Below are 23,302 nucleotides of genomic sequence, written 5' to 3'. Positions count from 1 at the left end.
GGGCACTGATGAAGCCCGGTAGTATAGGCAGACGGGGCATCATCCACTAGTCTGAGTGGTCATTCAGCGTCAGTCCGACCTGCTTAATCGCTTTGTGGTGAGAAATGTTGCGCGCTCCCAGAAGCGGCTGGGCAAGCCCAGCCGAGAGGGAGAGGAGCCGGGTGCCGGGTGGCGAGTCAAGGGCCGAGAGAGTGTCTCGCGGCGCTCGCCACGGAGATGGCAAATGGCCAGAGCACAACCGAAAATCACCCTCAGCCCTTCAAGGGACCTTCCCTTCGACAAGCTGAGGCTTTCCCAATCCAACGTCCGCCGGACGAAGTCCGGCGAAACGATCCCCGAGCTTGCGGAAGACATCGCTCGCTTGGGGCTTCTCCAGAGCCTCAACGTGCGGCCGATGCTTGATGCGGACGGCAAGGAAACGGGCCTGTTCGAAGTTCCGGCCGGGGGCCGGCGCTTTCGCGCGCTCGAATTGCTCGTGACGCAGAAGCGGCTCGCGAAAGACGCGCTGATTCCCTGCATCGTCCAACCGGTCGGTCGCACCATTCTGGCAGAAGACGACAGCTACGCCGAAAACGCGCGGCGCGAAGCACTCCATCCGCTCGATCAGTTTCGCGCGATGCAGGCGATGGCCGACAAGGGTGAGGATATCGAGACGATCGCGGCGAACAGCTTCGTGACGCCGGCCGTTGTCCGGCAGCGGCTGAAACTCGCCTCGGTCTCGCCCACGTTGCACGAAGTCTACGCCGAGGACGGCGTGAGCCTCGATCAGCTCATGGCCTTCACGGTGTCGAACGATCATGCCCGCCAGGAGCAGGTGTTCGAGATGCTGCGGTCGAGCTACAACACCTCGCCCGCCTTCATCCGCCAGAAGCTGACCGAGAACAGCGTCCGCGCGGTCGACAAGCGGGTCCGCTTCGTGACCGTCGATGCCTATGTCGCGGCGGGCGGGAGCGTGATCCGCGACCTGTTCGAGCGCGACGACGGCGGCTGGCTCACCGATCCGGCGCTGCTCGACCGCCTCGTCGACGAAAAGCTCGCGGCTGAGGCCGAACGCATCGGCGGCGAGGGCTGGAAATGGGTCGAAGCCGCGATTGAGATCCCGTGGCACGCAGGCCGCGACATGCGCCGGATCGTCGGCGAGGAAGTGCCGATCAGCGACGCCGAGCAGGAACGCCTGACAATGCTCGAGGCCGATGCGGAAGATCTCAGCGACGAATGGAGCGACGCCGACGAGGTCCCCGACGAGATCCACGCCAAGCTCGAGGCGATCGATGCCGAGATCGGCGCGATCAGCGAGCGGCCGCAGATCTTCGATCCCGCGGAACTGCCAATCGCCGGCGTTTTCGTCTCGATCGAGCATGACGGCTCGCTGCGTGTCGAGCGCGGCTTCGTGCGTCCCGAAGACGAACCCGAGGCGGAGGGCGAGGACGGTCCCGGCGCGGACGCCGACGCCGCCGCTAACGGCGCGGAACACACGGCGCCAGGGGTCGATGGCGCTGCCGGACAGGACGGCGATGCTGCAAGCGGCGACGAGGAAGAGGACGCCGGGCTCAAGCCGATGTCCGATCGGCTCGTCTCGGATCTGACGGCGTGGCGCACGCTTGCGCTCCAAGACGCCGTCGCGCGCTGTCCCTCGACCGCCTTCGCCGCGGTGCTTCACGCTTTCGTCGTTTCCTGCTTCTTCGGATACAGCCGCGAGGGCTGCGTGCAGGTTCATGTGAACGGCGTTGCCTTCTCGAACGCGCCAGCGGGCCTTCGCGACTGTCCGCCCGGACGGGCGATCGCCGAACGCCATGAGGCGTGGCGCGCGCGGATGCCGAAGACCGATCGCGATGCCTGGGACTGGCTCCTGACACTGGACGACGATGAGCAGGCGAGCCTCTTCGCGCATTGCGCGTCGCTCGGTGTCAACGCGCAGGCTGAGATCGTGCCCAAGTACGACAATGGGCGCATCTCGTCGCATACCGTCGCGCGGCGCATCGTGCACAGCCACGTACTCGCGCGCGCGGTGGGTCTCGATCTCATCGCGGCTGGCTGGCGGCCGACTGCCGACGGCTACTTCAAAAGCGTGCCCAAGCCGCGGCTGCTCGCCGATGTTACCGAAGCGCGCGGCGAGCAGTTTGCCGGGATGATCGACCATCTGAAAAAGGCGGACATGGCCCGCGAAGCCGAACGGCTGCTCGAAGAGACGAACTGGCTGCCCGAGCCGCTGCGCACGCCGGACGAGGAAGGGGCCACGCCGTCGCCGGCCGCGAATGACGATGGGGCAGACGCGCTGCCGCCCGGTCTCGCCGACGATGTCAGCGACGCCGCCGACTACGATGGAAGTGCCGACGAGATCGCCGCCGAATGACGCGGGCCGCGCTGTGCGGCTCACCCTTGAAATGAAACTCCCGAAAGCCCGGCCGTCGCGCCGGGCTTTCGGCTTTTCGGAGACTGAAAATGGACAAGCTGAACAATGCAATCGGATCGGCACTCCCAGCCCCTGTCGATGGAGGGCATCATGGCTGATCGCGTTTCCATCTCGATCACGATCGGCGGGCGCGTGAGCGCGGACACCTACGCGGTGCTCGCCGAGATCGTCGCCGCCGAAGATCTCTCCACCGAGTGGGACGGGCCCGCTTTCGAGCCGGGTCATCGCGAGATCGGCGAAGCCCTGTCGCTCTTCGCGCACGAGGTCGCGTGGGGCCGCGTCGAGCCGCTCGAAACCTTCTGTGCCGAGCATGGGCTGCCGTACGCCCGCTGGTCGGGCGGCTATCCCGGGGAATGGAGCGCCGAGCGTATCGTCTTCCGGGCCGAAGGCGAACCCCACTCTTACATGGTCGATGAGAATGACCGTGTGATGATCGACCGGCATCTCGTCGCTGACCGCGACAGCATCGAGGCGATCCTCGCCTATTTCGACGAGGCGGAGTTCGAAGTGCCGCCGCTGATTGTCGAGGGCGATCCCGAGCCAGCAGCGGCTGCGGACGAGGGGAGCGACCGTCATGGCTGACTATTTCTCTCAAATCGTCGTTCGCCCCGACATCCCGAAGATGGCGATGACCGAGCTTGAATATGTCATTCTCGCGAGGATGTTCGACGCGGAGCCCGTCGGCGAGGACGTCTATTTCTCGGCCTCTGACGGTGTGAGCGACTTCGTCTTGCTGGACGTCGCCGAAGTGAAGCGGATGATCGCAGCCGAGGAAAGCATCGCGAGCAGCGTCACCGATGTCGTCCGCGAGGCGCTGGAAAAGCTCGATCCGGAAGCGGCGGAGTTCGAGGTGGACATGTCCATGCTCAGCTTCGAGGGCATCTTTGAGGATGTCGTGAAGCGCTCGGCGCTCGACTACATCGAAATCGAGACAGCGTGGAGCTGTTCGACGATGCGTCCTGACGGCTTTGGCGGCGCCGCCACTCTGATCAGCAAGTCCGGGATGGTCAGCATGTCGACCGCCAGCTTCCTCGAAGAGGCGATCGCCGCGCTGTCGCTCGGCCCACCGCCTGGCTGACAGAACCTTTCCCACCCCCAACTTAGAGCCCGGCCGCAGCGCCGGGCTTTCCTTTATCAGGAAACCCGAAATGTCACCGATGGATATCTATTGCCATGCGCCGCTCGGCGCCAAGATCCGCTTCTCCAACGGCGAGCCGCGTCCGCCCGATCGTTGCACCCGCAAGGTCAAGGCGTGGGAGAATGACAACGGCACCGGGACGCTCATCGAATATCGTCCCGGATGCGAGAGCACGACCTACTCGTCGCCGCCGACCTTCGCGCTGCATCTGGCGACATACAGCAGCGGCGGCGTCCAGATCCTCGTCGTGCGCCGCATTTATTCGGTCGTGAGCCGGCTCGATTTCGAGATCGTCGAGCGCCCGCGACCCGGCATGGCCCGGGTGCTCACGGTCATCGGCGAGGGCGACGAACTGCGTCACCTCGCTGCCGACGAGGCGGCGGCGCAGGCGTGGCTCGGCGAGCATCGCTATCATAACGCGCGCATCGAGCTGGTCGATGATCCCGACGCCCCCAACCGTCCGCTGTTTCGCGGGAGGGCGGCGGCATGAGCGATATGGTCGCCGAATATGGCACCACCGCCGACGGCCATTGGGCGGCGCGGGTCGACTATCTCGCGCTGATCGCGATCCCGATCCGTGACGGCTACCGCCTCGCGACCGCCTCGACGCGATCGAAACCGATCTCGCAATGGTCGGCCGCCGATGGCTTCGGCTTCGACGGACAGGTCGCCGACGAAGCCAGCTTCCGCGCACATGTCGAAGATTGCATGTTGCACTTCCGTCAACGCGCTGCGCTGAGCCGAACGCGCATCGACCTCCTGATGTCGACGCCATGGGGCCCCTCGCAGCTCGCGACGCGCTACGGCGAAGGCATCATCTGTTTCGACACGGCGAGCCACGGCGGCTTCTTCCTCGAACAGTTGCGCAATGCCGCGATGCCTCCCGCCCTTCGGCTGCAGGACGGCTGGTACGAAGAGGATTGCGACTGGGCGCTGGTCGCCACCGGCTATCCCGACCTCTTCACCGACAAGGAAAGGGCGTCGGCGGACAAGACGCTGCGCGACTGGCTCCCCGATGCCTGGGAGGGCTTTCACGGCCCGCAGCTCGAGCGCGCCGAATCCTTCGCGCGCGATCGCGAAGGATTCGAGCGCGATCACGCAGAAGACTGGATCGTGATTGCAGCGACCCAGTCGAAGGCGCATCCGGGCGACGTCATCGGCATCGCGTCGCGCGGCGGCAAGCGCGGCGCTGCCCCCACGCGCAACTTTCTGATCCCGGGCGGCGAGTATGAGCGAGGCAGGCACGGCTTTGTGATAGATCTTTCGAGGCATTTTCGCGCGGATTGAGAGGGAGAGGCGGGGCCGGGACGGGGGAACCGCCGGGCCTAGAGAGAGCGCCGGGCGGCTCGCCCCGTCCCGCTCTCTCGAGGATTCCCACATGCAATTCCTTCCTTCCCGCGCGGCGCAAGGCGCCGCGGTGCACGCGCCTTCGTCCGCCGCCCCGCGCCTCCTCGCTGCCGCCGAAACTATCCTGCCGCTTCTCGAGGCCGGGCAGCCCTTCGACACGGGCCAGCTTCGCGCCGCGATGATCTCTGCCTTTGGCGCCACCGATGCCGAGGGCGGCTGGGACTGGAAGGCGGCTTATGACGCGTGCGAGGGTGCGCAGATCCTCCTGCTGCGCGCCTATGGCCGCGCGCTGATGAGCCGGGCCGGCTCATCCCAGCACCGCCTGACGATGTGGGAGCGGATCGCGCGGCGCGTGCCCACGCACACGCGCCGGTCGGAGACCGGACAGGCGCTCCAGCAATTTTCGACGCCGCTCCCGCTCGCTTATGTCGCGGCTCACGCCGCTTCGATCGTCGCAGGCGATCTTGTTTTCGAGCCTTCCGCCGGCACCGGCATGCTGGCGATTCACGCTGAGCTGGCGGGCGCCAAGCTCGCGCTCAACGAGCTCGATGCCGGCCGCGCTGAATTCCTCGACCTGCTGTTTCCGGCCGTCGGCGTCACGCGACACGATGCCGCTTCGATCGACGACCGGCTGGACCAGAGTGTCCGCCCCGACATCATCCTCATGAACCCGCCCTTCTCGGCCGTCGCGAGCGTCGACCGTCCGATGCGCGATGCCGCGCTCCGACATATCGCCTCGGCGCTCGCCCGGCTGCGCGATGGCGGGCGGCTGGTTGCCATTGTCGGCGCAAACTGCGCCCCCGAGGCGCCCGCCTGGCGCGACGCCTTTATGCGCTTGCAGGAGCATGGCACGCTTCGCTTCTCGGCGGCCATTGCCGGAAAGGTCTATGCGAAGCACGGAACCACGACGAGCACGCGTCTGCTGGTGTTCGACAAGGTTCCGGCGAGCGACCCGGCCTTGCTTGTCCCGAGCCGTGGTGAGACGCCCGACCTCGCTTCGCTCCTCGCATGGGTCGAAAGCGATGTGCCCCACCGGCCGGGTCCGTCAGAGCCGCCACCGGCGGCGACGGCAACATCATCCCGGTCGGCGATGCCCGGCTTTGGGCGCGCGGCCGCCGCAGCTCCGGCGGCCCCTGTCTTCGAGCGTCCGGCGCACGAAGCGCCGCCCGAACTTGCCTATGTGACGCGCGACTGGAAGGCGCCCGAAGGCCGCCTTGGCGACACGATATACGAACCCTATGCGCTGCAGTCTCTCTCTATCGAGGGCGCACACCCGCATCCGACCGCGCTTGTGCAGTCAGCAGCAATGGCATCGGTCGCGCCGCCGAAACCCTCCTATCGGCCACATCTTCCCGCGCGGCTGGTGACGGGAGGCATCCTCTCTGACGCGCAGCTGGAATCGGTGATCTTTGCGGGTGAAGCCCATGGCGGTCATCTTTCGGGCGCCTGGATGGTCGACGAAACCTGGGACATGCTGTCCGCGGTCAGCGATGACAATGACGAGGCGGTTCGCTTCCGGCGCGGCTGGTTCCTCGGCGACGGCACCGGTGCCGGCAAAGGGCGGCAAGTCGCGGGGATCATTCTCGACAATTGGCTCAAGGGTCGGCGCCGCGCCGTCTGGCTGTCGGTGTCGGACCGGCTGCTCGAAGATGCACAGCGCGACTGGTCGGCGCTCGGGCAGGAACGGCTGCTCGTGACGCCGCTCTCGCGTTTGCGTCAGGGCACGCCGATCAAGCTCGCCGAAGGCATCCTGTTCACCACATACGCAACGCTGCGCAGCCAGGCGCGCGAGGGCAAGGCGAGCCGCGTCGAGCAGATCGTCGAATGGCTGGGCCGCGATTTCGACGGGGTGATCGTTTTCGACGAGGCGCATGCGATGGCGAATGCCGCCGGCGGCAAGGGGGCGCGCGGTGAACAGAAACCGTCGCAACAGGGGCGTGCCGGTCTGCGACTTCAGCATGCGCTCCCCGATGCGCGCATCGTCTATGTGTCGGCGACCGGCGCAACAACGGTCCAGAACCTTGCCTATGCGCAGCGCCTGGGTCTCTGGAGCGGCACCGACTTCCCCTTCGCGTCGCGAAGCGAATTCGTGGCGGCGATCGAGGACGGCGGGGTCGCGGCGATGGAGGTACTCGCGCGCGACCTGAAGGCGCTCGGTCTCTATGCGGCGCGGTCGCTTTCGTTCGATGGCGTCGAATATGAGCTGCTCGAGCATGCGCTGACCGATGAGCAGCGGCGCATCTACGACAGCTATGCGGGGGCCTTCCAGGTCATCCACAACAATCTGGATGCTGCGATGGAGGCTGCCGGCGTGACGAGTTCGCTCCACGGCACGCTCAACGCGCAGGCGAAGTCGGCGGCCCGCTCGGCTTTCGAGAGCACCAAGCAGCGCTTCTTCAACCATCTCATCACCGCGATGCAGACGCCGAGCACGATCGCGAGCATCGCGGGCGATCTCGAGGCGGGGCATGCCGCGGTGGTGCAGATCGTCTCGACCGGCGAGGCGCTGCAGGAGCGTCGGCTTGCCGAGATCCCGACCGAGGAATGGGGCGATGTGTCGGTCGACATTACGCCGCGCGAATACGTGTAATGTTGAGCTCAACATTAGACATATTCTTTGCAGTCGCAGTTTATGTCGAGCGTGGCGGCGGTAGGCGCAGGTTTCCTTCGGTTTTCCATGATTTCACTCCAGATAATATGAGTGCCAGGGGGTTGTCCGGAGACGGGCTAGGCCCGCCTTCGAACGTCGGTGAGCATCGTGATCAGGGCATCGGATGGCGGCTTGAAGCGCCCGGGCTTGATGGCAGGAGCGCCGTGCGCCGCGAGAATCTGCAGCTTCTCCTCGGGATCGGCGCGCAAATAGGTCTCGGTGCTCTGGATGCTGGCATGGCCGAGCCACAATGCGACTTTGCGAATGTCCCCTGTCGCCGCGAGCGTGTGCATTGCGCAGGAGTGGCGCAGCACGTGCGGTGTTACGCGCTTGCCAAGGATCGACGGCTGCTTCTCTGCCGCGCGCTTGACGTGCTCCGCCAAACGGAACGCAAATCCGTCGCGGGTCATGGGTTGCCCGCTGGCATTGAGGAATATCTCGGCAGCTTGCGCATCGGGGCGGATCGCAAGCCACGCGCGCAATGCGAACTGAGTCTCCTTCCAGAGCGGGAGGACCCGTTCACGCCGTCCCTTGCCCATGATGTGCACGGTGGACAGGAAGCGGTCCGGGAAATCGCGCAGTTGTAGCGTTACGAGTTCCGACACCCTCAGCCCGCCAGCATAGGCCAGATGCAGCATTGCGCGATCGCGGGTGCCAAGGCGTGTCCGGGGATCCGGGGCGTCGAGCAAAGCCTTGATCTCTGCCCGGTCGAGGTAGTCGATCAGCGCCTTGTCGGTCTTCTTGGTAGGGATCGATCTGACGCGAAGGGCCTGATCCAGGCAGGCCGGAATACGATACTCGATGTAGCGGAAGAAGGACCGGATCGCGGCGAGCCTGCCATTGCGGGTCCGAACACAGCTGCCGCGACCGTTCTCGACATGGTCAAGGAAGGCCATGATCATGTCGGTGCCGAGATCCTCGATCTCGAGATCGGTCGGCCGACGCTTCAGCCGATCGGCAGCGAACTGGACCAGGAGGACAAAGCAGTTGGCATAGGTCTTCACCGTGTGCGGACTGACAGCACGTTCGCGCGGCAGATGTTCACGCAGGTAGATCGAGAGGTGCGGAGCGAGTGCCGTCATGCCGCTTCTCCCCGGTAAAGTTGCTCGCTGGCGACAGCGATATCGCGCAGCAGCACCGGAGTGGCCTCGAGATACCAATAGGTGTTGGCGACCGACGCATGCCCCAGATATACGCTGAGTCCGGCCATGTGGTGTGCGATGGCTTCCCTGTCGCGCGGACAGGACTCAAGGGAACGCACGGCGAAAGTGTGCCGCAGGTCGTGTAACCGCATCCCGGCCGTTCCGGTCGGTCCGCGGTATCCGAGCTGCCGGGCCAGCCTGACGAACACCACGTGGGCGCGCACCTTGTGTGGTGCTCTCCCCCGAATGGTCACGAACAGGTCATTGCCCGTGGCGCCAAGCCTTGCTCGGGTGGCGAGATATGCTTCGAGCGCCTGACGGGTCGATGGCTGCAAGGTAATCAGCCGCTGCTTGCCGAACTTGCCGTTGCGGACGATCAGGCCATCCTCGACCAGATCGTTGCATTGAAGAGCGAGGGCCTCGGAAATCCGGAGACCTGTCGCCGCCAGCAGGCCGAACAGATAATGATACGTGTACGGGCTGATCGTGCCTTGGGGCGCAACGTCCAATACCGCGGTCATGATCGCCCGGACCTGTTCCGGTTCGATGATGGTCGGGGTCGGGCGTGGCCGCTTGCCCCGACCGAAGACGCCCGCAGGCGGAACCTCGTGAGCTGGATCTTCAGCATGAGCGAAAAGGCTGAAGTTACGTACGGCGTCGAACCTATGGCGGGCCACGTTCTGCGAGCTTGCCGTGTGGCACCAGTCGTAAATGCGCTGCACTTGGGTGTGCCGGTCACCGGCGCGGCCGGCGAAATCGGCGTATTGGCGCAGCAAGCGTTCCTGTTCGGAGAACTTCCGTCCCAAGCTGCGATGGAGCGAGACGTATCTGGAAATGTGCATGTTCAGCATGACGGTTCTCCCGGCCATGGCTGCGCGATCTTCATGAGCATCGGCAGATCGACCTTGGCGTAGATGGCAGTGGTCTCAGGCGAGCTGTGACGCAGGATGGTCCCAACGGACTCCAGGCCTGCGCCCGCGCGCAGCAGGTTGGTGGCAAGCGAATGCCGGAATATGTGCGACCCGGTCGACACTCCTTCGATCCCACCGCGGTCGCGCGTTCGAGCGACGATGCCCGCGATCTCGGCGGACGAGCGGAATGGCCGAAACGGTGCTTGTGCACGCAGGAACAGATGCTCTTCGGCGGCCTCCGGGCGGGCTGCCGCAAGATATGCCAAGATCGCGTCGCCGACATCCTGCGGCAATGGCAGACGGTCCGGTCGACGCGTCTTGCCCTTGACCGTCAGGTGGCCGGACCGCCAGTCGATGTCGTCGAGACGCATGTCCTGAACATCGGCAGCCCTCAGGCCGAGCCTGGCGAGCAGGAGAATGATGGCCTTGTCCCGGACTTCTACCGGACGATCTGTCGGGCAGGCCGCAATGATCCTCTCGATCGTTGCCGGGTCGACGTGGCGCGGCAGCGTCGAAAGGCGGTAGCGCTGCACTGATGGAACTGCATGCAACAATGCAGGCCGGCACTCGCCACGCACGACCAGAAACCGGATGTAGCTCCTCATTATCGTGACGAGCAGCGATGCCGAGCCCGGCGTCTCCTTGCTTCGTCGTTGAAATGCGCTCCTGAGTCCGGCGGCATCCCATTGCGAAGGCTCGCCCAGCATCGGCATGAGCCGTCTGATATCGGTCCGGTAGCGCCGGATCGTCTCATCGGTGACGCCGCGATGTTGCTTGAGCCACGTGAGGTAAGCCGACATGTGCGGGTCATCGTCAGCCACCGGTTCAACCGATGGGATGACACCGCGGCCTCGCAGGAACTCGACGAAGTGCCGTGCGCATCGCCGCCGCCGCTTCGTGCCCGTGGCGACCAGCTTGCCGCGCTTGCGCCATACCGGGCATCGGCAATCATGCGCAGCGTACTGGTCGATGATCGTGTCGTCGATATCGATCCATTGGCGTCGCGTAATGCGAAGCCAGGCCATGAAATGCTCGGCCTCGGACCGATAGGCCTGCGCGGGTCCCTCGGCGAGTTGCAGGCGATCGATCGCATCGGAATAGTCAGCGAGGTGCCGTGGCAGATCGTCGATCCCGTCGTCGACTTCGACGTAGCCTTGATCTTCCAGGAACCGGACGAAGCGCCTGACCCTTGCTGCTTGGTCAGCCTTGTAGTGCGCTTGCTGCGCCGAATACCGGTGGCACCGACACCGATGCTTCTCGAACCGCCGGACAGCCCGATCGTCAATCGTGCGGATCGCGATCTCGTGCAGGTCCAGCCAATGCAGGAAATGGCGGACCGCCGCGCCATACAGAACCGCACAGCCTGACCTCTCGTCGAGCGACAGAGAGGAGAGAAATGCGGCGAGAAGAGTGCCGTGACTGGGCGAATCTTCGACCCGGAGCGGGGCAGTCCGAAACGGCAGTGATGATCGTGTTCGCATGTTGGCTCCTTCGACTTGCTGAGGTCGACGGAACCGTAGTTATCTGGAGTGAAATCATGGAAAACCGAAGGAAACCTGCGCCTACCGCCGCCACGCTCGACATAAACTGCGACTGCAAAGAATATGTCCTCGACTATCTTGCGCACAGCTTTCCGGTCCAGCTTTACGAGCCCTGCACCGACAGCGAAGGCAATCTCGCGTCGCGCGCCGCGTTCGACGGCGACGGCAATCCTATCGTCAATCGCGAGGCCTGCCGCAGGCGCGATGCGATGATCGAAAAGCTTGCATCGCTGCCGCCGGTGCCGGGGGCGCTCGACCAGATCGTCCAGCATTTCGGGACCGACGTGGTCGCCGAAGTGACCGGGCGCTCGCGGCGCATCGTGCCGGTCAAGGCGGGCGACGGCTCGACGCGCTTTGCGGCCCAGAACCGGCCCGGCGGCGCCAATCTCGGCGAGACCCACGCCTTCATGGACGATGAGAAGCGCATCCTTATCTTCTCGGAGGCAGGCGGCACGGGGCGATCCTATCATGCTGACCTGGGGGTCAAGAATCAGCGGCGGCGCATTCACTATCTGCTCGAACCCGGCTGGAAGGCCGACACCGCGATCCAGGGCTTCGGGCGCACCAACCGCACGAACCAGAAGCAGCCGCCGCTTTTCCGTCCCGTCTCGACCGATGTGAAGGCGCAGAAACGTTTCATTTCGACAATCGCACGGCGTCTCGACACCTTGGGCGCTATTACGCGCGGCCAGCGGCAGACGGGCGGTCAGAACATGTTCCGTCCGCAGGACAATCTGGAATCCTCCTATGCGCGCGACGCTCTGCGCCAGCTCTACCAGTTGCTCGCCGACGGCAAGGTCGAGGGCTGCTCACTGCTCGCCTTCGAGGCAGCGACGGGGCTGTCGTTGGTCGACGACTGCGGCCTCAAGGACGAGCTGCCGTCGATCACGACGTTCCTCAACCGCATGCTCGCGCTGACGATCGGCCTCCAGAACATCCTCTTCGAGACCTTCGAGGGCCTGCTCGCAAGTCGGATCGAGGGAGCGATCGTGTCGGGGACATACGAGATGGGACTCGAGACGCTGCGGGCAGAGAGCTTCCTCGTGACCGGACGCGAGACGATCTACACGCATCCCGGCACCGGGGCCGTGACCCAGTTGCTCACGATCGAGCGCAAGGACCGCGTCGCGCCGCTTCTCCGCGCGGACGCGCTGGAGCTTGTCACGTCATGGGGCGGTCAGCTCGTCGTCAACGCCCGCTCGGGCCGGGCCGCGGTGCAGCTTCGCGCGCGCAGCCTGATCGACGACGATGGCGCCGTTCATCGGCGCGTGGCTCTCCAGCGCCCGCTCGAGAAGATGCATATGCTCGCCGAGGATTTCGAGCATTCGCACTGGCAGGCGGTCGACGCCGAGGCATTCGGCTCGGCGTGGGATGGCGAACTCGCCGAGCTTCCAAGCCATGAGATGTCGACGCTTCATATCGTCGCGGGGTTGCTGCTCCCGATCTGGAAACGCCTGCCCAAGGAATCGACACGGGTGTATCGCCTGCAGTCCGATGGCGGCGAGCGGATCATCGGGCGCAAGGTCTCTCCCGCATGGGCGGCGAGCGTCACCGGCGATGCGCCGGGACGGCTTGCCGTACCCGAAGCTTGGCGAATGCTCCTGGCTGGCGACATCTCGCTGTCGCTTGCCGAAGGCCAGACGCTGCGGCGAGTTCGCGCCATGAACGACTGGCGGATCGAGCTTTCGGGATTCAACGATCTAGGGGTCGAGCGCCTGAAGACGATCGGCTTGATTTCTGAGATCGTCTCGTGGCAACTGAAGCTCTACGTGCCGGCAGGGGCTGCTGGCGCCGACGTGTTCGCTGCGCTCGTCGATCGGTTTCCGATCCAGCGGGTTCAGGATCGCAAGGCCGCCTGAAGGAGCCCCGCATGACCAGTTCAGCATCAGATATCGCGCGCCGTCTCGGAGAAATTGCCGAGGCGGTGTGCCGACGCTATCTTTCCAACGGCCGACGCGAAGGCCAGTATTGGATGGTCGGCGACGTCCGCAATACCCCGGGCCGCAGTCTCTATGTACGGCTTGCCGTCAACGGCGATGGCGGCGCTCCGGGAAAATGGACCGATGCCGCGAGCGGCGACCATGGCGACCTTCTCGACATCATCGCCGCGAGCTGTGGTCACACGGGCTTTCGCGAAACATTGGACGAAGCGCGGCGCTTTCTCAGTCTGCCGCCATCACTTGAGGGACCACGAAACCCGGCACCGACCAAGGCGCGGAGGGGTTCGCGGGAATCGGCGCGAAGGCTGCTGGCTGCTACAAAACCGCTCAGGGGCAGTCTCGGCGAGGCCTATCTCGCTGGCCGATTGATCACCGATTTTCATGCCGGGGATCCCGTGCGATTCCACCCGCACTGCTTTTACCGGCCGTCCAGCGATGACGCGCCCCAAGGGCGGCCGGCGTGGCCGGCGATAATCGCGGCTGTCACTGACCTCGCCGGGATCGTCACAGGCGTGCATAGGACCTGGCTCGATCCCGACACCAAAGACAAAGCGCCGGTCGCCTATCCCCGTCGGGCTATGGGTCATCTCCTCGGCAATGGCGTCCGCTTCGGTGCCTCGGGCGCGGTCATGGCAGCGGGCGAGGGCCTTGAGACCATCCTCTCGCTGCGGCAGGTAATGCCGACCCTGCCGATGATCGCCGGTCTATCGGGAGCGCATCTTGCCGCCATCGCTTTTCCGGAGCGTCTCAAGCGACTCTATGTTGCGCGCGACGATGATCCCGCCGGCGACACCGCTTTGGCGAAGCTCGGCGAGCGTGCGTCGGAATGCGGTATCGAGGTCTGCCCGCTCGAACCGCAGCATGGCGACTTCAACGGCGATCTGCGAGCGCTGGGCCGAAGCGCGATGGCGGCTTCGCTTCGCGGTCAGCTTATGTCCGCCGATCGCACGGAATATCTCTGAGCGCGTCGGGATCGCCGGGACGGGCAGGAGATGGCGGGAGCTGCGCTAGCTTTCCGCTGCAGGCGCGCCCCGGCCTTCGTTAGAGGGCGACTGCGGCATGCAGGGCAGCACCGCAATGGCGGGCGCGCGGCTATTTTCCGCCGGGGCCACGCGGCCCCTTTGCATCGCGAGGCAAAATAGCCGCGCGCCCGCCATCCTCCGCTGCGCTCCAGTCGCGGCAAGCCGCGATGCGGTCCCGCCCCGAATGCCGCGAGCCGTCGCCACGAAGGCCGCGCGAGGCGCGGCTCAGACAGACGGAGACCCAAGATGCACGGCGATGCCACCTCCCAAGACCAACCCGCCGAACCCGGCACGACTGCCTATCTCCTCCAGGAAATGCAGCTCTTCGGTCACCGACCCTTCGAGGACGAACCCGATCCGAGGCCGCTTCCCGACGCTCGCCTCGCCGGCGGCGCGATTGCTGATATGTTCGACGCGCTGGCGGGCTGCCTCGCGGAAACGCGTATCGAACCTGACCTCGACGACCTCCTCTGGAACCTCGTCAACCTCTTCCACCGCGCCGGCGACCGTGTCGAACGCGCGCTGGACGACAATGAGCAGCTGCAACGGCGGCTCCAGCGCGAGCAGGACGGCAGCGAGATACGCTCGGTCGAGCTTGAGCGGGCCACGCGCGAAGGAATTTCGCTGATCGAACGCCGAGACACGATGGAATTCTTCCGCGAGGGGGCCGCCGAGCAGTTCCGGATCCATTGTCGGAAAGCCTGGGCACCCCGCAGCGGATCGCGGGCGCAGCACCGGTCGATGACCGCGGCACTGATCGACGGCCGCGATTTTCTCGACGCGCGGTTGCGTCAGAAAGCGGCTGCGCTCCTCCCCGAGGGCACGCGCATATTGTTCACCGGCGGCGCCGACATCGACGATCACCGGGCGATCTGGGATGCTCTCGATCGCGCACGCGACCGTCATCCCGATATGATCCTGCTCCATGGGGCTACGCCGACGGGGGCCGAACGCATCGCCGCCTGCTGGGCCGAAACCCGCAAGGTGACGCAGGTGGCATTTCGGCCCGACTGGAGCCGGCACGGCAAATCCGCGCCGTTCAAGCGCAACGACCGGATGCTCGAAGCACTGCCGGTCGGGGTCATCGTCTTCCCCGGCACGGGAATCCAGGACAATCTCGCCGACAAGGCTGCGAAGATCGGCCTTCCCGTCTGGGATTTTCGCAAGCGGGCCCGATGATGTCAGTCGGGGCATTCGGAGGCTTTCGGCTAAATGGCCCCAATCTGGTTCTATCTCCCGAATATATTTGAAATATATTCGTAACATCCGCAAAATTTACATCATTGTAGATCGCTATGACCAGCGGCGATCACCCGTCGCCGGCGGGACGGCCCATTGAGAGGGCATCGCTCGCAGGCCATGACGAGGAGCAGGGACGGTCGGCCGACTTGGCGACGACTGCCGTCTGCTGCCATGGGTCGCAATGCCGACGATGGACGCTGCGCATGCTTTTGCGCTCGACGTCACGCGGGTGAAGGATGCGGCGGGTCTGGCCGATCTGCTCGAGGAAGCCTGTGCGCGCATGGGCTGTTCCTGGTTCGCGCTGAGCCACCATGTCGATTTCCTGGCGGCTCCCGACAGGGGCGTTCGCGTCCACAACTATCCCGAGGATTGGGCCCGCTGGTTCGACGAGCGCGGCCTTGGGCTTACCGATCCGGTGCATCGCGCCAGCCACCGCAGTCTCGAGGGCTTTTTCTGGCGCAACATGAAGCCGCTTGCGGGCGAACGGCCTGAAGACGAGCTGATCCTCAGCGAAGCGCAGCGGCACGGGATCGGTGACGGTCTGACCATCCCGGCACACATCCCCGGGGAGGCGCATGGTTCGGTGTCCTTCGCCTGGACGCCGGGAATCGCGGCCAACGACAGAGCGCTGCTCTTCGCCCGGATGATCGGTGGGCCGGCCTTCGAAGCTGCGCGCCTGCTCGCCAATCCCGAGCTCGCGCAGGTCGGGCCGCGACTGACCGATCGGCAGCGCGAATGCCTGATCCTCTCGGCCAAGGGCAACAGCACTCCGAAGGTCGGACGGATCCTCGATCTCAGTCCCGACACGGTTCGCGAACATCTTCGCAACGCGCGGCAGCGCTATGAGGCGAATGGCGGCATCACCCTTACCGTGCGCGCGCTTTATGCCGGCGATCTCAGCTTCGAGGATATTGCCAGGCGCTGAACTTTTTTCGTCGACACCCCCCGATCGTGCTATGGTGCGGGTCCCCAAAGCGGTTCAATTGGATGGTCTCTTTCGAAAAGGAGACACATCCATGCTTTCGGTAATCGACCATTCCAACCGCGCACACGAGCATCAATTGCTCCGCGCGATGTTCGAGGCGCGCAAGCGCGTCTTCATCGATCTTCTGAAATGGGACCTGCCGGTGCTCGCCGACCGGTTCGAGATCGATCATTTCGACGATCCCCACGCGACCTATCTGATCGTCGGCGATCAGGACGGCGGGCATCTCGCTTCGGCGCGCCTCCTTCCCACCACGCGCCCGGCTCTTCTCGATGGTCTCTTCCCCGGCCTCGTTAACGGCATCCCGCCGTCCGGTCCCGATATCTTCGAGATCACCCGCTTCTGCCTGTCGCCTGGGATCGGTGCGCGGCAACGCCGCACCGCGCGCGACACGCTTCTTGTCGGGCTGGTCGAATATGCGCTCGCCAACGGCATCCGCTCCTACACCGGCGTCGCCGAGCTCGACTGGTTCGCTCAGATCCGGACCTTCGGCTGGGCCTGCACGGCGCTCAGCGAACCCGGCATTTACGATGGCCGCGCGCTGACCTCCCTGCGGATCGAGATCGACGCCGATACCCCCGCAAGGCTCAAGGCGGCGGGGATTGTTTCGGGCAGCGCTGCGACGCCGGTCGCGGCCGATGCAGCGTGAAAGGAGCGGGGCCATGATCACCAACATCGCTCCAGTCGATAGCCATCAGCCACCCTCCGCTTCGATGCAGGCGCTCAAGGACGACGGCTATGCGATCGTCCGCGGGGCGGCGCCCGCCGAACTGATCGCGGCGATCGATCGCGACCTCGATCCGCGCTACGTCGCCACGCCGTTCTGCGAGGGCGGCTTCTATGGTGAGCGCACCAAGCGCTTCGGCCGCCTGCTCATCCGTTCACCGCATGTCGGCGCGCTGGTCATGAACCCGGCGATCCTTGCCCTCGCCGAAGCCGCGCTCGGCGAATGGTGCGAGCGCATCCAGCTCAATCTCGCCCAGGCGATCGAACTGCATCCGGGAGCGCTTCCGCAATTCCCGCACCGCGATCAAGATATGTGGCAGGGCACGCTCGGAGAGGTCGAATATCTCGTCAATGTGATGTGGCCGCTGACGCCCTTCACCGCGGAAAATGGCGCCACAATCATCTGGCCGAAGAGCCATGGGCTCGAGGCGCTCGTCGAAGAGCCGGCGGAGGAACCGATCATTGCCGAGACGGTGCCGGGCGATGCCATCGTCTTCCTGGGTTCAACGCTCCACGGCGCCGGCGGCAATTGCAGCCCGTCGGTGCGGCGCGGGATCATCATCAGCTACTGCCTTGGTTGGCTGAAACCATATGAGAATCAGTGGCTCGTCTATCCACCCGACGTCGCGAAGGACTTTCCGCCCGAGCTGGCGGCCTTGACCGGCTATGTCCAGCATCGCCCGAACCTCGGCAACTTCGAGGGTCAGTGCCCCTCGATCCTGTTCCGCGGCTATCCCCCCGACCCGATCGCAGCCGTGGATGCGCTCCGGCCCGACCAGCAGGCGCTTCTTGCTGACTATGTCGGCGAACAACGATCGGCGGGCGGAGACGGGACGCTCGCGGCATGAGCCCGGGCACCACGATGGAGCGGGTCTATCTGGACCTCAAGGCGCGTATCCTTTCGGGCACCTATCCGCCCGGTATGCGCCTGGAGGCGGCACAACTCGCAAAGTCGCTGGCGGCCAGCGCCACCCCCGTTCGAGATGCCCTGTATCGCCTGTCGGGCGAGCGGATTATCGAGAGCTGGCACCAGGAAGGGTTTCGGCAGCCACTTCTCAATGAGGCGGATTTGGTCGAACTTTATTGGTGGACCGGCGCCCTTCTTTCCCTGGCCCTGAAAGGGAGAACGCCGAGACCCGACTTGCCGGGCGGACTGATCTCGCTCGCGAATCACCAAGCTTACCCGGAGGGACTCGATGGCCTCTTCCGGACCATCGCAATCGGCAGCAGCAATGGCGAACTTCGCGCTTCCATCATCAATTGTGTCGAGCGAAGCATGACAATCCGCACATTGGAGGCTCGTGTCGACGGGTCCGCCAATGATGCGCTCACCGCGATGGCGGACGATTACCGGTTCGGCCGGTGGAGCGCTTTGCGTAGCAAAATCACGCGCTTCCATCGCCGCCGCGCCTCCTATGCCGGCCGTGTCGCTGCCGAGATCCGGCGGCGGTCTGAGCCACTGGATAATATTCGGAGAATATGAGTCGTATTAAATTCCTATACGGCGCGGCCTCCCTAGCTTCGAACGTGCCGCAATTCCGCGGCATCAACCAAGGAGGGTCCCATGGACCGCAAGGACATCGAGGCGATCGAAGAGCTGGGCATCGCCAGCGTCGAAACCCAGGGCGAGGAATTCCCCGTCCCGGAAATCGGCGGCTACGACCTGAAGCAGGGCGGCAGCATCTCCGCCGACTGACGGCCAAGGGGACGCGGCCGCCATGCAGCCGCGTCCTTTGCTGTTATGACCTACTCCCTCGCCCAAGGAATCAGCTTTGGCATGATCGGATCCGACGCCGTGGTGCTCGATCTGACGGCGGACCGCTATCTACGTCTCACCGGCGCGCGTGTGGAAACGCTGGAACATTTGGCGCGATCAAATACGGCCCGCTCATCCGGCACCGCCGATGGCCTCGTTGCGGCCGGCATTCTGACTCGCGATCGAGGCGAGCCTGTCCTTCCCATCGAAGCGCCAGTCGTCGTCACCAGCATATTGGAGCGATCACTATATGCCGAGGCCGCGCAACACTCGTCTCAGGTGAGCATCGAGAAGCTTCCGGCTTTTGAGGTGATCAGCGCGCGTGTAATCGCCGGCTCGTGGATGCGCATCGCGGGGTTGTCGGGCACGGTCGACCGATGGCGAGACCTGCGCAGCCGCCTGGCGCCGGGACGGGTTGACGCTGCTGCAGCTGCAACGAAAATATCCCAGGATTATGCTGGGGCTCGCAGCCTGCTACCGGTGCAACGGCGCTGCGTTCCCGACTCGCTAGCGCTCATTGGCTGCCTGTGGCGCCGCGGAATCCCCGCAGAGCTTTTTTTCGGCGTTCGGCTGGCTCCCTTCGCCGCGCATGCGTGGGTCCAGACGGGAACTCTCCTTCTCAGCGATCCATTGGATAGCGTCGCCGAGTTCACCCCGGTGTTCCGCTTATGACTTTGGGTCTCGCCTTCATTTCGGAGCGGGCGTGGCCCGATCGCCTTCCCGTTGGCCTCTTCGAGTTGGGGCGTCTTGGCTCTCTGCGGGTCGTCGGCGCACCTCGAGGGCCACACTTCATTTCCCGGTCGGTCGCGTTGGTTGGGTGGGCGTTCCGCCGTGATAACTTCGCCGCTTACGAGACCCTCGCCGCCGCTGACGAACAGGCGATCATCGCCTCGGAAGGGCAGTGGGCCCTTCGCCATCTGTGGGGTCACTATCTGCTATTCTGGATCGACGAACACGGCGACGGCTGGATCCTACGCTCGCCTGCGGCGGGGCCAGCAATCTATCTTGCGGTAGAGGAGAGCTTGCCGTCGGGCACGGGGCGAGCTGTTGCATTTACCGATTTAAGGCTTGGAAGGGCGCTCGGCTTTGATCTTGATCGGCCCGATGCGGCTGCGCTGGACGCCCAGATCCGCTTTCCTCTCCTCCGGGGGCGATCGACAGGCATCGCAGGCGTAAGCGAAATATTGCCGGGGGAGATAGTACGGCTGAACGACGGCACGAGATCGAAAAGAGGCTGGTCGCCTTGGGACCATATCCGAACGCCCCCGGTCCGAATCGCCGCCGATGAGCTTCGCGAAATCGTACGCAATACGATCGGCGCCTGGTCCGATCGCTTCGAGCGCATTCAGCTCGAACTGTCCGGAGGCTTGGACAGCTCCATCGTCGCGGCCTGCCTTAGTGGCAGAAAAGGATCGTGGCGCGCCGCGAACCTCGCCACCCCGGGCGCTCCGGGAGATGAGCGTCCCTATGCACGGGCTATGGCCGAGCGAGCGGGCGTGTTGCTCGACGAAATCGTGATGCCCGACGTACCAGGCGATCCGCTGGCTGCTTTACCGGTGATGCGCACCCGCCCCGGCGGCTTCGGTCTGCTCGGAACAAGTGACGCTGCACTTTTGAACGCGGCCGAAGAATTTGGGGCTGATGCAATTTTCACCGGAGTCGGCGGCGACAATATTTTCGGCCTGATCCGCCGGCCGGATCCCGTCGTCGATGCTGCGCATTTCGCGGGGCTTCGCACCGCATGGCGAACTGCGGCCGATCTGGCCCATATGACTCGCGACAGCGTTTGGCGCGCGATATACCTTGCCGCCCGCCGCGCCATCTCTGGCCCGCGCGCTTGGCCGCGTGATGGAACTTTCCTCGCCCGGCAATTTGCCACCGTGAACCCCGACCATCCCTGGCTCGAGGCCGCGCCGATGCAAAATCCTGGTCAATTCGGCTACGGCAGGGCCTTGTTACCCATCCAGCCCTTCGTTGATGGCTATGATCGGGCCTTTGCTTTCCCGATGATAGCTCCCCTGCTTTCGCAACCGATCGTTGAATTCGGTCTCGGCGTTGCCACCTGGCTCTGGTGCGAAGGTGGCCAAGATCGCGCGTTAGCGAGACGAGCCTTCGCCGAAGATTTAGCGCCGGCCGTTCGCAATCGACGCACCAAGGGCCGCGTGGAGTCACTCATTGTTCCGGCGTTCGACGCGAATCGCGCGGCGATCCGTCGCTTTCTACTCGACGGGTGGCTTGCCAGTGCAGGCGTGCTCGATTGCGCGGCCATCGACGCTGAACTCGAGCGCCCGGCGGATGCGCGCGATGCCGTTTATATCCGTCTGCTTCAGATCGTCGATATCGAGCGCTGGGCACGATCATTATCTGGTCGGCGAGATTAAGTGGAGCCGCCGGCCATCGAATTGGCGGTGGGCTTAGGCAGCTATAAGTCCGCGCCGGGCGGTCGCCGGGGAACGTCCGCTCGGCACGGACTTACGGCGCGGGAGCGAGCAAGGATTGCCCCGCGCTATAGCTTCGCCAGCGCGCATATTGGTCCGACTTTTGCGGATCGGTGTCCTCTTCTCCCTTAAGCCAGAACCGATACCAGTCGAGGTTTCGCTGATAGACGGCGAGCTTGTGCGTTGGCTGCTTCTTGATGTGCGGCTCGTCGGCGAACGCGTAAAGCTCGGCTGGCTTTCCGGCCCGCTTGAGCTTGGCGTGCAACTCTATGACGAACCGAGCTTCGGATTCTGGGAGTTGCATCAGTACCGGAGTGTTGATCCCGCCGACATCGTCAAGTCCCGCGAGTTGCCTCCAACGCTGCTTGTCGACGTCTGGATCACCGATCTTCCAGTAGCGATCGAGCATCTCGGTAAACCCTCGGCCTGGGAGCGCGTTCGCCCAGTAGTAGATCGGAGACATCTGCCCCGAGGCGAGCGTCGCGGCGGCGAAACGCCGTGAGTGCCGAATAGCCCACAGTGCCACCTCGGATCCGAAGCTGAGGCCCCCGATCCCGACCCGCTCGCCATCGATCAGGCCATCCGCGTCCAGCCCATCAAGCGCAGCGTCTATATCGCTCAACGCCAAGGCATAGCTCTGGTCAGTACCGCTTCCTTCGGGCGCGCGAACGCGGTCCATACAGAGCACTGCTATGCCACTCTCCACAAGCGGGAGCATCGGTATCTCGTCGCCTACCCCGCCCTTAAGAAAACCTGCGCAGTGGTAATATTGAACAACCACAGGTGGCCGCGTGGAAGTTGCGCGCGGCCGGAGCAATATGCCGGTGACGCCGCGATCCCATTCGAATGATGTGGCGACAGCCACAATTCGACTGCGAAGCGCTTCATTCGGATCGGCAAGAACGCGCACGTATCCAGAATAGTCGATCGCGACGAGCTTCGGGGGATTGATCGCGCTGGCTTCGGCGCAGATCATCTTGTCGGCTCCGACTGCACACCGCGGTGGTCTCATCTCCGACCGCTGAGCGCCATCCGTTTCGGCTAGGCGCCGGGCCGACGTCGCGCCGATTTTCCATAGCCATATATTCTCCCGGGCACTTCCCGCTCGTTCGAACAGCAGGAGCATGTCTTTCCCCGGTCGCCAGGCAATCGCCGCGACCTTTTCGCTTCTGCACAGGTCGATCTCGCAAATGGTTCTGCTGCCGTCCGGACGCGTAATGGCCAGCGCTTTGGTGCCTCCATCATGTTCAAGTTCTGCGATGGTGCCATCGCGAGACTGAACGCGCCGACCTTGCCGCGGCCCCTCGTCGGCGAAGGTGGGCAACGCTGACGGGCTATCGGGCCGTAGATTGATGACGACAGTTTCTTCTGGCTTCTCCGACAGTAGACGGCGTCGTTCGAACCAGTTCCCGGGAAGCCGCTGCATGATCCGCTTGCCATCTTCGATCGTCCCGCCTGCGATCGGCTCCATGATGTCGAGCTGGTGATCGACAAGCGCTCCGTCGACGTAGGCCTGCCTTTCCGCATCGGCGATATCTTTGCGCGGCGCTCCGACACTATATCGAAGATGACTGCCATCCTGCGAAAGTGTCATCGCGGAGATGTCGCCGGGCGCGACAATCTCGCGCTCTGCTTCGCTCCCTCGGCGCCAGTGCCAGATTCCCACTGCGCCATCGACAAGCGCCCGGAAGCGAAACCCCCCGGAATCCAGATCCCAAAGCGCGGCTTGCTCGAGCAGCACACCGGAGCCCCCATGCTGCGCGACGCCGCCGCTGCCAATGCGGACTGGCGTTCCACCCGCCAAGGAAACGACATACCAGTCAAGCGCGATCGAATTGGTGGCCACTGACGCACGGCTGACACGGAATGCCGCATATTGCCCATCAGGAGACAGGCTCACGCCGCTGATTTCACCGACCTCGACCAAGTCGCGCGCACTGATAGGAAGCCGGGAGCGGTCAACCTCCGCCACCCCCGGCCCGCTGACTTCTGCTCCCGATGCGGAACTCGCGCAGCTCACCAGCGCGGCGCCCGCAAGCATCCAATTCCGT

General features: G+C 64.6%; 19 protein-coding genes and 1 pseudogene. 16 read left to right on the top strand and 4 right to left on the bottom strand.

Annotation, left to right across the window (positions count from 1 at the left end):
• The first annotated feature begins 223 nt into the window (after positions 1-223).
• The 6 genes from LH19_RS21335 to LH19_RS21310 all read left to right on the top strand — a co-directional run bounded on the left by LH19_RS21335 (position 224) and on the right by LH19_RS21310 (position 7,488).
• Positions 224-2,353 (top strand): ParB/RepB/Spo0J family partition protein, encoded by a 2,130-nt coding sequence (locus LH19_RS21335; protein ID WP_054731747.1) that lies wholly within the window; start codon positions 224-226, stop codon positions 2,351-2,353.
• A gap of 150 nt (positions 2,354-2,503) precedes the next feature.
• Positions 2,504-2,995: a hypothetical protein gene (locus tag LH19_RS21330; protein WP_054734083.1), complete on the top strand. Its 492-nt coding sequence runs from the start codon at positions 2,504-2,506 to the stop codon at positions 2,993-2,995.
• The gene (locus tag LH19_RS21325) at positions 2,988-3,491 is read left to right on the top strand and encodes an NUDIX hydrolase (protein ID WP_145923555.1); all 504 of its coding nucleotides are present in this window, start codon (positions 2,988-2,990) and stop codon (positions 3,489-3,491) included. The genes LH19_RS21330 and LH19_RS21325 overlap by 8 nt, the downstream gene beginning before the upstream one ends.
• Positions 3,492-3,561: 70 nt before the next feature.
• Positions 3,562-4,041: a hypothetical protein gene (locus LH19_RS21320; RefSeq protein ID WP_054731745.1), complete on the top strand. Its 480-nt coding sequence runs from the start codon at positions 3,562-3,564 to the stop codon at positions 4,039-4,041.
• A complete protein-coding gene (locus LH19_RS21315) occupies positions 4,038-4,838 on the top strand; it encodes a DUF7007 domain-containing protein (RefSeq protein ID WP_054731744.1) in 801 nt (266 codons plus the stop codon). Before LH19_RS21320 ends, LH19_RS21315 begins: the two co-directional genes overlap by 4 nt.
• Positions 4,839-4,929: 91 nt before the next feature.
• Positions 4,930-7,488, top strand: a complete 2,559-nt coding sequence (locus tag LH19_RS21310) for a strawberry notch-like NTP hydrolase domain-containing protein (RefSeq protein WP_082395994.1) — start codon at positions 4,930-4,932, stop codon at positions 7,486-7,488.
• A 137-nt stretch (positions 7,489-7,625) separates the two neighbouring features.
• Here LH19_RS21310 and LH19_RS21305 read toward each other — a convergent pair whose 3' ends face one another.
• The 3 genes from LH19_RS21305 to LH19_RS21295 are packed head-to-tail and all read right to left on the bottom strand — an operon-like array spanning position 7,626 to position 11,082.
• Positions 7,626-8,630 carry a tyrosine-type recombinase/integrase gene (locus LH19_RS21305; protein ID WP_030540398.1) on the bottom strand — a complete coding sequence of 335 codons (1,005 nt, stop codon included), beginning with the start codon at positions 8,628-8,630 and terminating at the stop codon, positions 7,626-7,628.
• Positions 8,627-9,541, bottom strand: a complete 915-nt coding sequence (locus tag LH19_RS21300; RefSeq protein ID WP_030540399.1) for a tyrosine-type recombinase/integrase — start codon at positions 9,539-9,541, stop codon at positions 8,627-8,629. The genes LH19_RS21305 and LH19_RS21300 overlap by 4 nt, the downstream gene beginning before the upstream one ends.
• On the bottom strand, positions 9,535-11,082 hold the full coding sequence (locus tag LH19_RS21295; protein WP_054725389.1) for a tyrosine-type recombinase/integrase: 1,548 nt from the start codon (positions 11,080-11,082) through the stop codon (positions 9,535-9,537). Before LH19_RS21295 ends, LH19_RS21300 begins: the two co-directional genes overlap by 7 nt.
• A gap of 53 nt (positions 11,083-11,135) precedes the next feature.
• Between LH19_RS21295 and LH19_RS21290 the strand changes: the two are divergent.
• The 10 genes and pseudogenes from LH19_RS21290 to LH19_RS21250 all read left to right on the top strand — a co-directional run.
• Positions 11,136-13,001: pseudogene (locus LH19_RS21290) on the top strand (strawberry notch C-terminal domain-containing protein); the annotation flags it as partial.
• Between the two features lie 11 nt (positions 13,002-13,012).
• Positions 13,013-14,044: a DUF7146 domain-containing protein gene (locus LH19_RS21285; RefSeq protein ID WP_054731743.1), complete on the top strand. Its 1,032-nt coding sequence runs from the start codon at positions 13,013-13,015 to the stop codon at positions 14,042-14,044.
• Between the two features lie 306 nt (positions 14,045-14,350).
• Positions 14,351-15,283 (top strand): DUF2493 domain-containing protein, encoded by a 933-nt coding sequence (locus LH19_RS21280; protein ID WP_054731742.1) that lies wholly within the window; start codon positions 14,351-14,353, stop codon positions 15,281-15,283.
• A 244-nt stretch (positions 15,284-15,527) separates the two neighbouring features.
• Positions 15,528-16,271 (top strand): helix-turn-helix transcriptional regulator, encoded by a 744-nt coding sequence (locus LH19_RS21275; protein WP_054731741.1) that lies wholly within the window; start codon positions 15,528-15,530, stop codon positions 16,269-16,271.
• A gap of 91 nt (positions 16,272-16,362) precedes the next feature.
• Positions 16,363-16,980 (top strand): acyl-homoserine-lactone synthase, encoded by a 618-nt coding sequence (locus tag LH19_RS21270; protein WP_054731740.1) that lies wholly within the window; start codon positions 16,363-16,365, stop codon positions 16,978-16,980.
• 16 nt (positions 16,981-16,996) lie between these two features.
• A complete protein-coding gene (locus LH19_RS21265; protein WP_407696745.1) occupies positions 16,997-17,905 on the top strand; it encodes a phytanoyl-CoA dioxygenase family protein in 909 nt (302 codons plus the stop codon).
• Positions 17,902-18,540: a GntR family transcriptional regulator gene (locus LH19_RS21260; protein WP_054731738.1), complete on the top strand. Its 639-nt coding sequence runs from the start codon at positions 17,902-17,904 to the stop codon at positions 18,538-18,540. The genes LH19_RS21265 and LH19_RS21260 overlap by 4 nt, the downstream gene beginning before the upstream one ends.
• Before the next feature lie 81 nt (positions 18,541-18,621).
• Positions 18,622-18,753 carry a hypothetical protein gene (locus tag LH19_RS29690; RefSeq protein ID WP_257720443.1) on the top strand — a complete coding sequence of 44 codons (132 nt, stop codon included), beginning with the start codon at positions 18,622-18,624 and terminating at the stop codon, positions 18,751-18,753.
• 81 nt (positions 18,754-18,834) lie between these two features.
• On the top strand, positions 18,835-19,485 hold the full coding sequence (locus LH19_RS21255) for a lasso peptide biosynthesis B2 protein (RefSeq protein ID WP_158514467.1): 651 nt from the start codon (positions 18,835-18,837) through the stop codon (positions 19,483-19,485).
• Positions 19,482-21,194, top strand: coding sequence for an asparagine synthase-related protein (locus LH19_RS21250; protein WP_054731736.1), 1,713 nt, complete (start codon positions 19,482-19,484; stop codon positions 21,192-21,194). The genes LH19_RS21255 and LH19_RS21250 overlap by 4 nt, the downstream gene beginning before the upstream one ends.
• A gap of 91 nt (positions 21,195-21,285) precedes the next feature.
• On the opposite strand, the gene LH19_RS21245 is transcribed toward LH19_RS21250, so the two are convergent.
• Positions 21,286-23,292 carry an Atxe2 family lasso peptide isopeptidase gene (locus tag LH19_RS21245; RefSeq protein ID WP_054731735.1) on the bottom strand — a complete coding sequence of 669 codons (2,007 nt, stop codon included), beginning with the start codon at positions 23,290-23,292 and terminating at the stop codon, positions 21,286-21,288.
• Between the last annotated feature and the right edge of the window lie 10 nt (positions 23,293-23,302).

This window comes from Sphingopyxis macrogoltabida (genome assembly GCF_001314325.1).
Taxonomy (GTDB): domain Bacteria; phylum Pseudomonadota; class Alphaproteobacteria; order Sphingomonadales; family Sphingomonadaceae; genus Sphingopyxis; species Sphingopyxis macrogoltabida.
The sequence above is the reverse complement of the archived record's forward strand: the minus strand, read 5'-3'. Positions and strand labels throughout refer to the sequence as shown.

Coding starts and splice junctions, on each gene's coding strand:
- LH19_RS21335 (WP_054731747.1), top strand. CDS start 224: ATGGCCAGAGCACAACCGAAAATCACCCTCAGCCCTTCAAGGGACCTT.
- LH19_RS21275 (WP_054731741.1), top strand. CDS start 15,528: ATGCCGACGATGGACGCTGCGCATGCTTTTGCGCTCGACGTCACGCGG.
- LH19_RS29690 (WP_257720443.1), top strand. CDS start 18,622: ATGGACCGCAAGGACATCGAGGCGATCGAAGAGCTGGGCATCGCCAGC.
- LH19_RS21285 (WP_054731743.1), top strand. CDS start 13,013: ATGACCAGTTCAGCATCAGATATCGCGCGCCGTCTCGGAGAAATTGCC.
- LH19_RS21305 (WP_030540398.1), bottom strand. CDS start 8,630: ATGACGGCACTCGCTCCGCACCTCTCGATCTACCTGCGTGAACATCTG.
- LH19_RS21300 (WP_030540399.1), bottom strand. CDS start 9,541: ATGCTGAACATGCACATTTCCAGATACGTCTCGCTCCATCGCAGCTTG.
- LH19_RS21295 (WP_054725389.1), bottom strand. CDS start 11,082: ATGCGAACACGATCATCACTGCCGTTTCGGACTGCCCCGCTCCGGGTC.
- LH19_RS21270 (WP_054731740.1), top strand. CDS start 16,363: ATGCTTTCGGTAATCGACCATTCCAACCGCGCACACGAGCATCAATTG.
- LH19_RS21255 (WP_158514467.1), top strand. CDS start 18,835: ATGATCGGATCCGACGCCGTGGTGCTCGATCTGACGGCGGACCGCTAT.
- LH19_RS21315 (WP_054731744.1), top strand. CDS start 4,038: ATGAGCGATATGGTCGCCGAATATGGCACCACCGCCGACGGCCATTGG.
- LH19_RS21330 (WP_054734083.1), top strand. CDS start 2,504: ATGGCTGATCGCGTTTCCATCTCGATCACGATCGGCGGGCGCGTGAGC.
- LH19_RS21260 (WP_054731738.1), top strand. CDS start 17,902: ATGAGCCCGGGCACCACGATGGAGCGGGTCTATCTGGACCTCAAGGCG.
- LH19_RS21325 (WP_145923555.1), top strand. CDS start 2,988: ATGGCTGACTATTTCTCTCAAATCGTCGTTCGCCCCGACATCCCGAAG.
- LH19_RS21280 (WP_054731742.1), top strand. CDS start 14,351: ATGCACGGCGATGCCACCTCCCAAGACCAACCCGCCGAACCCGGCACG.
- LH19_RS21250 (WP_054731736.1), top strand. CDS start 19,482: ATGACTTTGGGTCTCGCCTTCATTTCGGAGCGGGCGTGGCCCGATCGC.
- LH19_RS21245 (WP_054731735.1), bottom strand. CDS start 23,292: ATGCTTGCGGGCGCCGCGCTGGTGAGCTGCGCGAGTTCCGCATCGGGA.
- LH19_RS21310 (WP_082395994.1), top strand. CDS start 4,930: ATGCAATTCCTTCCTTCCCGCGCGGCGCAAGGCGCCGCGGTGCACGCG.
- LH19_RS21320 (WP_054731745.1), top strand. CDS start 3,562: ATGTCACCGATGGATATCTATTGCCATGCGCCGCTCGGCGCCAAGATC.